This is a genomic window from Mesorhizobium sp. M7A.F.Ca.CA.003.01.2.1 (genome assembly GCF_003998945.1).
Classification (GTDB): Bacteria; Pseudomonadota; Alphaproteobacteria; order Rhizobiales; family Rhizobiaceae; genus Mesorhizobium; species Mesorhizobium ciceri.
In genome coordinates this window covers 1-7,558 of sequence record NZ_RZRA01000155.1, presented here as the reverse complement: position 1 = coordinate 7,558, position 7,558 = coordinate 1, and the positions used below count along the sequence as shown (strand labels likewise).

7 protein-coding genes and 1 pseudogene are annotated in these 7,558 nt (G+C 63.2%); 3 read left to right on the top strand and 5 right to left on the bottom strand.

The window, feature by feature from the left end; all coding sequences use genetic code 11:
- Nucleotides 1-680, top strand: a 680-nt coding sequence (locus tag EN969_RS09135) for a GlxA family transcriptional regulator (RefSeq protein WP_164758193.1), incomplete at its 5' end; no start/stop codon positions are given.
- A gap of 11 nt (nt 681-691) precedes the next feature.
- On the opposite strand, the gene EN969_RS09130 is transcribed toward EN969_RS09135, so the two are convergent.
- The 3 genes from EN969_RS09130 to xylA all read right to left on the bottom strand — a co-directional run bounded on the left by EN969_RS09130 (nt 692) and on the right by xylA (nt 3,200).
- The gene (locus EN969_RS09130; protein WP_013528291.1) at nt 692-901 is read right to left on the bottom strand and encodes a hypothetical protein; all 210 of its coding nucleotides are present in this window, start codon (nt 899-901) and stop codon (nt 692-694) included.
- A 260-nt stretch (nt 902-1,161) separates the two neighbouring features.
- Nucleotides 1,162-1,638, bottom strand: a complete 477-nt coding sequence (locus EN969_RS09125; RefSeq protein ID WP_063169800.1) for an N-acetyltransferase — start codon at nt 1,636-1,638, stop codon at nt 1,162-1,164.
- A 236-nt stretch (nt 1,639-1,874) separates the two neighbouring features.
- Nucleotides 1,875-3,200, bottom strand: coding sequence for a xylose isomerase (xylA, locus tag EN969_RS09120; RefSeq protein WP_027161006.1), 1,326 nt, complete (start codon nt 3,198-3,200; stop codon nt 1,875-1,877).
- A gap of 112 nt (nt 3,201-3,312) precedes the next feature.
- On the opposite strand from xylA, the gene EN969_RS09115 reads away from it, so the two are divergent.
- Nucleotides 3,313-3,675 carry a nuclear transport factor 2 family protein gene (locus EN969_RS09115; RefSeq protein WP_063169801.1) on the top strand — a complete coding sequence of 121 codons (363 nt, stop codon included), beginning with the start codon at nt 3,313-3,315 and terminating at the stop codon, nt 3,673-3,675.
- A gap of 32 nt (nt 3,676-3,707) precedes the next feature.
- Here the strand turns inward: EN969_RS09115 and xylB are convergent, their stop codons facing one another.
- Nucleotides 3,708-5,162: a xylulokinase gene (gene xylB, locus EN969_RS09110; protein WP_063169802.1), complete on the bottom strand. Its 1,455-nt coding sequence runs from the start codon at nt 5,160-5,162 to the stop codon at nt 3,708-3,710.
- Nucleotides 5,163-5,244: 82 nt separating this feature from the next.
- The gene (locus EN969_RS09105) at nt 5,245-6,567 is read right to left on the bottom strand and encodes a tetratricopeptide repeat protein (RefSeq protein ID WP_063169803.1); all 1,323 of its coding nucleotides are present in this window, start codon (nt 6,565-6,567) and stop codon (nt 5,245-5,247) included.
- A 224-nt stretch (nt 6,568-6,791) separates the two neighbouring features.
- On the opposite strand from EN969_RS09105, the pseudogene EN969_RS09100 reads away from it, so the two are divergent.
- A pseudogene (locus EN969_RS09100) lies at nt 6,792-7,558 on the top strand (autotransporter outer membrane beta-barrel domain-containing protein); the annotation flags it as partial.

Below are 7,558 nucleotides of genomic sequence, written 5' to 3'. Positions count from 1 at the left end.
CTCTGTTGTCCGGCCTGCGCCGGGCCGCACGGACAGCACGCGCTTGCGGCGGTGTCGAAGCCGGCACCTGGCTGGTGGCGCGCGCCGGCCTGCTGGAAGGACGCAGCGCCACCACCCACTGGGAGGACATGGAGGATTTTTCCTCGGCATTCCCCGGCGTCGATGTCCGCCCTGACCGCTATGTTATCGACGGGCCGGTGTTCACCTCGGGCGGCGCGTCGCCGACCTTCGACCTGATGCTGCATCTCATCCGCACGAGGCTCGGCATGGCCGTCGCGCTCGATGTCGCCAGCGTCTTCATCTACGACCAGGCGCGCGCCGCCACCGACGCACAGCCGCTGGTCTCGCTCGGCCGGCTCGATGGCTATGATCCGCGGCTGGCGCAAGCGATCCGGCTGATGGAAGCGCATGTCGACCAGCCGCTGACCATTGAAGCGGTGGCCAAGCGCGCCGGCGTGACGGCACGGACGCTGGAGAGCATCTTTCGCAAATCGATCGGCGAGACACCGGGCGCCTATTATCTCAGGCTGCGCCTGGGCGCCGCGCGCCGGCTGGTGGTCGATACAAGGATCGCCATGGCCGATATTGCCGGGCGGACCGGATTCTCATCCGCCGCGGCGTTTTCAAGAGCGTTTTCAAGGGCTTTCGGCGAAGCGCCGGTCAGGCTGCGCCGGGGCTGACTATGATAGAATCAGGCAGCGTTCTGACGGTCGCTGCCGCCGTCGATCTGCGAGCGCATTTGCTTGGCAAGATGGGTCTCGAAACGGCTGGCCACAGCGCGATCCCATTCGTTCGAGCGGCGCGTGCCGTCCTTCGGATGCGGCATTGCCATCAGCCGGTCGATGATCGATCCAGCCTCGCCAGGTGAGAGCAGGGCGTCGATTTCACGTTCGTTCTGCATATCGGTTCGCCTCCTTCTTCCTCTCCCGCCACGAGCCACTCTTATACGAGATTCGTGACGGCAGTTTGAAGGCAAGAGCGAGGTCATTGAAGGGCGTCGAAGGGCAAAACCATGTCGCTGGACCGGGCCATGCGCAAAGCTGTTCCTGCGCCCAGGCAGGTCAGGTCAACGAGAAATCTATTGTTGGATTGCGCAATTCCCAAGGCAAAGCGCTGTACGCTTTTCCCGGGGAAACCGGTACCCACTTTTCCTGGAATTGCTCAAAGCCGCTTTTCGAACAGCACCGTGGTGAAGCCACTGTCCCATTCGTCATCGGGATAGCGGCTTTTCTCGATATAGCCGACCGCTTTGTAGAGTGCTTGTGCGGGCAGGTTGAACGTGTCGGTCTCCAGCCGCGCCTGCGCCAATCCGGCCGCACTGACCGCCTGTTCGGCATGGGAAAGCAGCTTGCGGCCGACACCTTGGCCTTGACGGGATGCCATCACGTGCAGGGCCTCGATGAAATCCGCGCGCCAATGGATCAAGCCGGCGACCTCGCCATCGATCTCGGCAATGGCGAATTCAGGCCAGCTCTGGTCGACATAGCGCCCGCCAATATCCGTCTCGACATAGCGTTGCGCGGCTGCTTCGGTGATGTTCGGCAGCCAGGTGCCTTCGAAGGTTTCCTGCAGCACCTGCTTCAGCGCCGGAATATCGCTCGCCTGCGCAGGGCGCACGATGATTCGATCCTCTGCCATTTCCGTCTCCTGCCAATGCATGTCGCCCAAAGTGCACAGCGGTTTGGGACGACGACATGCCGCCGCACGGGCCCTCTTTCGGTGACACGTGTAGCGTCCTGGTCCCACGCAGGCTGCCGAAGATCTGTGCGATCCTCGGCAGCTTGTCGCGAAGTGGGCTGACTAGCAGATGGCGATGGCGGCGGCTTTCAGCCAGTGGCGCCGGATGTCGGTCCAAAGATGAAGCGGCGCTCGCCCTACACGTAGCGGTTGACGATGTTTTCCAGCAGTTCCTGGCGGCCGGACCTCGGCTGCGGCTCGATCTTCTTCTTGACGACACGCTCGGCGATATCCTCAAGCGTGCGCTTGCCGGCAAGCATCGCCTTGCCCTCGGCCGTGTTCCAGCCGGCATAGCGTTCGGCCAGCGGCGCCGACAGTGCCTTGTCCTCGACCATGCGCGCCGCGGCTTTCAGGCCGCGAGCGCAAGAGTCCATGCCGCCGATATGGCCGATCAGCAGGTCCTGCGGATCGAGCGACTGGCGGCGCAGCTTGGCGTCGAAATTGGTGCCGCCGGTCTTGAAGCCGCCAGCCTGCAGGACTTGGTAGTAGGCCAGTGCCATTTCCGGCACGTTGTTGGGGAACTGGTCGGTGTCCCAGCCCGACTGGTAGTCGTTGCGGTTCATATCGATCGAACCGAAAATGCCGAGCGCATTGGCCAGAGCCAGTTCGTGCTCGAAGGAATGGCCGGCCAGGATGGCGTGGCCCTGCTCGATATTGACCTTGACCTCCTTCTCCAGCCCGAAGCGCTTGAGGAAGCCGTAGACCGTGGCGACATCGTAATCGTACTGATGCTTGGTTGGCTCCTGCGGCTTCGGCTCGATCAGGATCGTGCCCTTGAAGCCGATCTTGTGCTTGTAGTCGACGACCATGCTGAGGAACCGGCCGGCCTGTTCCTGCTCGCGCGCAAGGTCGGTGTTGAGCAGGGTCTCATAGCCTTCGCGCCCGCCCCACAGCACGTAGTTTTCGCCCTTCAACCGCTTGGTGACGTCGATACAGCTTTTTACCGTCGCCGCCGCATAGGCAAAGACATCCGGATCGGGATTGGTGGCCGCGCCCGACATGAAGCGGCGGTTGGAGAACAGATTGGCGGTGCCCCAAAGCAGCTTGACGCCGGTCTGCTTCATCTTGCCCGCGAAGTAGTCGGCGATCTCATCGAGGCGCGCCGCACTCTCGGAAAAATCCTTGCCTTCCGGCCGTACATCGGCGTCGTGGAAGCAGAAGTAGGGCGCGCCGAGCAACGAGAACATCTCGAAGGCGACGTCTGCTTTCAGTTTTGCCAGCTCCATCGTGTCGACGCCGCCGGCCTTGGGAAACCACGGCCGGTCGAAAGTCTGGCCGCCGAACGGATCGCCACCCGGCCAGGCAAAGGAGTGCCAGTAGGCAACGGCGAAGCGCAGATGATCTTCCAGCCGCTTGCCGGCGACGACCTCATCGGGATTGTAGAACCTATAGGCCAGCGGATTGGTCGAATCCGGCCCTTCATATTTGATCTTCTGGATGTCGCCGAAAAATCCACTGCTCATGATTTCTGTCCTCTCACAAAGTTCTGACGCCATTACCTCAGGCGTAATTGGTTTCACGCCGGCGCTGGTTGAAAAGGGTCATGTCAAAGCCACCAAACGAAGGAGACAGACCATGACCGACCTCACCAAGATCGCTGAAAACTACATCACCGCCTGGAACGAAAGCGATGCCGGCCGCCGGGCCGAATTGCTCAAGGCGACCTTCACGGAAGACGTCAGCTACCGCGATCCGCTCATGCAGGGTGATGGCCATGAAGGCGTCGCGGCTCTGATCGACGGCGTGCAGCAGCGCTTTGCCGGTTTCCGGTTCTCGCTGAAGGGTACGCCGGACGGTTTTGCCGACAAGATCCGCTTCTCGTGGAATCTCGGACCTGAGGGGACGCCTTCGGTGATCGAAGGTACCGACATCGGAATCATCGAGAACGGCCGCCTCAAGAGCGTCACCGGTTTTCTCGACAAGGTGCCGGCGCAGTGAGCCGGACAGCCGCGGCGTGGGCGAAAGATCGCTCACGCCGTGGCGACCCTGATTGCCGGATAAAGCGCCCGGTAGCGCTGATAGGCATCGGCATAGGCGCCGCCGAGCGCCGCATCCGGTTCGATAGTTGCGTCCGTCCTCGGGGCCGTACAGATTTCGAGCGGATCGGCACCCGTCGCCGCGATCAGGCCGAGCCGCGCGGCACCAAAGGCGGCGCCGAAGTCGCCGTCGGCAGGAATGTCGACAGGCAGTTGAAGCGCGGTGGCAATCGCCTTCAACCAGTAGCGTGAGCGCGAACCGCCGCCGATCGCCGTCACCCGCGTCAAGGCTGTGCCGGCCGTGGCCAGCGCTTCGAGGCTGTCGCGAAAGGCAAAGGCTACACCCTCCAGCACGGCCTGGGTCAGCACGGCACGGCTCGATTGATGCGCCAGTCCGGTGAACGCGCCGCGAATGGCGGAATCATTGTAGGGCGTGCGCTCACCCGAGAGGTATGGCAGGAAGGACACGCCGCTCGGCGCCTTCAATGTGTCGCCGAGCTCAGTGGTCAACTCGCCGGCGCTCTTCCCGGTGATTTCCGACAGCCAGTTGAGCGAATCGGTTGCCGACAGGATGACCCCCATCTGGTGCCAGGTGTTCGGAAGCGCGTGGCAGAAGGTGTGAACCGCGCTAGCCGGGTTGGGCAGGTAGGAAGCGTTGGCGGCAAACAGCACACCCGACGTGCCGAGCGAAACAAAAGCGTGGCCGGCGCCAACCGTGCCCATGCCGCAGGCCGAGGCCGCGTTGTCGCCGGCGCCACCGGCGATCGGAATGCCGGCCTGGACGCCCCACTTCGATGCCAATTCGCTGCGCAATGCGCCTGCCTTCTGCGTACCCTCGACCAGCGACGGCATCTGCTTTTCATCGAGCGATGTCGCCGCGAGCAAATCCGCACTCCAGCGCCGCTTGCCGACATCGAGCCAGGACGTGCCGGCAGAATCCGACATTTCCGAAATGTGCTCGCCCGAAAGCCAGAGCCGCAGGAAATCCTTGGGCAGCAGCACTTTTGCGACCTTGGCGAAGACAGCGGGCTCGTTTTTCTTCACCCAGGCCAGTTTCGGCGCGGTGAAACCGGGAAAGACGATGTTGCCGGTCAGGGCGCGGAAACGCGGATCGGCATCGAGGACGGCGGCCTCGGCATGGCTGCGCGTGTCGTTCCACAGGATGCAGGGGCGCAGCACCTTGTCGGCGGCGTCAAGCAGCGTGGCGCCATGCATCTGGCCGGACAGGCCAATGCCCTTGACTGCCGCGAGTTCATGCGGATGGGAGGATTTGAGCTCGGCGATTGCGTCTTCGCAGGCCCGGATCCAGTGCTCGGGATTCTGTTCCGACCAGCCGGGGTGCGGCCGTGAAACATCAAGCGAACCATGGCCGGAACCGATGACGGTTTGCCCGGCATCGATCAGCAGCGCCTTGACGCCCGACGTCCCGAGATCGAGGCCCAGATACATGTCTTCCTCCCACGCCAGTTAATTTTTTCGGGTCTCGAAAAAATCTGGCTTGGCCAGTTTTTAAAACAAGATCCGCTTCGGGTCAATTCTCCGACAAATCGGCGGCGCGTCGCACAAACAGCGCTGACAGCGGACTGTCGGGCCGCGCCATCGAACGCTCCGCCGTGAGCGCCTTGGCCAGCGCACCCTCACCGGCGCGCAAGGCCGCCTCGATCAGCGTCAGGTCGATGACGTCGCGCTGGGCGTGGCTGCCACCGAAACGATGTGCGATCGCGCGGATCGGCCGGATCAGGCGCGCGGTCTCGGCGTAGCTGCCCTCACCGAATGCCTTGATGGCGAGCGTCAGCGGATGGCCGACATCCCGCGTGAAAGCCGCATTGTCGTCGCTGCCACGCATGGCCTCGCGCTGAGCCTCGAGCAAGGCGAGGGCCGGCGCATCTAACCCGGCACCCACGAAGGCCATCATCGCGTGGGCGTCGTTGAAGGCATAAAGACCCGCTCCCGCCTTGCCCCAGTTGGCGGCGAGTGCCGCCCAGCGGTCGCCGACATCGACGCCGCCGAGGTGGAGCCGCCACAGGATTGCCGAGGCATCGACCATGTTGAGCGCCATCGTCGATTGCACGCTGTAGATAGGGCCGTCATAGAGGGCCAGCACCGCGTCGGTCTCGCCGAGATCATAGTGGAACAGCGCCAGGTGCCACCAATTGTGGACCTGCAGGAAGCTCTCCCGTGTCCACGCTTCCGGATTGGCGCGCATCCAGGCAATGCCATCCCTTTGCCGGCTTTGCATCTCCATGACATGGGCGACGGCGTGCTGCGCCCAGCCGTCGCGCGGCTCGATGTCGACTGCCTCGCGGCCAAGCTGCTCGGCCCTGACATAGTCACCCATTTCCTCCAGCCCGAAAGCCTGCATGCCGAGCATGGCGTGGTAGCCGGGCATGCCGCTTTGCCACGAAGGCAGGGCACGAGCGATGCGGTCGCGCAGCATGCGGGCATTGCCGGTGAAGAAATCGATCTGGTGGCCGACCTGCAGCGCCAGCCCGTCGCGCGGGGTCTCGATGGTGATGTCCTCGAGAACGCGGCTGGCCTCATGCCAGCGCCCGCTGGCGAGATGGCCAAGGGCCGAGACATGCGCCCGCTCGCGCGTGGTCGCGGCAAGCGGCAGTGCGGCCTCGTGGCAAGCCTTGGCCACGGCCGTCGCCTCCCGCTCGGTGGCGAGGCCGAACAGATATCCCTTGAAGACATGGGCCATGACGAAGCCGGGATCTTCCGCGATGGCGCGGTCGACGGAAGCTACGGGATCGCCGATGAAGCACTGCAGTTCACGCACTGCCTGGCTGTAAGGCGTGAATCCCGCCTCCGTCGCGCCCGAAAGTGCCAGGCCGAATGCGTCCCTGATTGCCATGCGATGTCCTTTATCGACCCGTGACAGGCCCTTGATCCTTCGGCCCAAAGCGATCCTAAAGCATAGGCCACGGACACGCCAACCGTGCGCTACGCCAGACCTTTCAGTAGTCTTTGCAGTTTAGCAACCATGCGGGGCAGATTAGGCTTTGTAAAATTGAATGAATTGTGTCTTCATTGCGGCGGCTGGCGGGGGCTGGAAATCGCGAATCGAGAGGGGACGCGATGCGGCATGTGAAGAACTCGCTTCCGAACAGTCGTTCGGCGGATGCGCAGGTGACAATTGCTTCGCAACGGCGAAAGCCGCATCCGTTACATCCGTGGCTTATTAGCATCCTCTCAACTACAGCTTTTGCGTTGCTGCCCAACTCCGCCGCGTTTGCCGCATGCGTGCTGGCTCCATCCGCCGGAAACACCGTCTACACCTGTGACAGCGGCGACTCAGCCGGCAGCCTCACCGATCTCGACGGCGACAACACGCTGAATTTTCCCGCCGGCGGCACCGGGCAGATATCAGGCAATGTGACCTTTGGCGTCGGCACGGACCGGCATCGACATGCAGTCAGGCACCATAACCGGCACCGTCGATCAGGGTGGCGGCACGGATTTCTTCAAAATTGGCGCGGGCACCGTCACCGGCAATGTCCAGCAGGGCGCCGGCATCGACGACTTCAACATGAGCGGCGGCCAGATCGGCTCGCTCAACCAGGGCGACGGCCTCGACACCTTCACCATGACCGGCGGACGCATCGTCGATTTCTTCGACGATGGCGACCACGCCGTGATGACCGGTGGCCGCATCGGCCGGGTCAACATGAAGCTCGATCAGAACTATTTCAACATGTCAGGCGGCACCATCGACCGCAACCTCGTCACTGGCTTCGACAAGGACACGATCATCCTGTCGGGCGGCACCATCGGCGGCAACATCAGCGTCAGCGGCGGCAATGACAGCGTCACGGTCACCGGCGGCACGGTCGGTGGCGATATAC

Bases quoted from the DNA above. Each gene is read 5' to 3' on its own strand.
- EN969_RS09130 (WP_013528291.1), bottom strand. From the start codon at position 901: ATGCAGAACGAACGTGAAATCGACGCCCTGCTCTCACCTGGCGAGGCT.
- EN969_RS09125 (WP_063169800.1), bottom strand. From the start codon at position 1,638: ATGGCAGAGGATCGAATCATCGTGCGCCCTGCGCAGGCGAGCGATATT.
- xylA (WP_027161006.1), bottom strand. From the start codon at position 3,200: ATGAGCAGTGGATTTTTCGGCGACATCCAGAAGATCAAATATGAAGGG.
- EN969_RS09115 (WP_063169801.1), top strand. From the start codon at position 3,313: ATGACCGACCTCACCAAGATCGCTGAAAACTACATCACCGCCTGGAAC.
- xylB (WP_063169802.1), bottom strand. From the start codon at position 5,162: ATGTATCTGGGCCTCGATCTCGGGACGTCGGGCGTCAAGGCGCTGCTG.
- EN969_RS09105 (WP_063169803.1), bottom strand. From the start codon at position 6,567: ATGGCAATCAGGGACGCATTCGGCCTGGCACTTTCGGGCGCGACGGAG.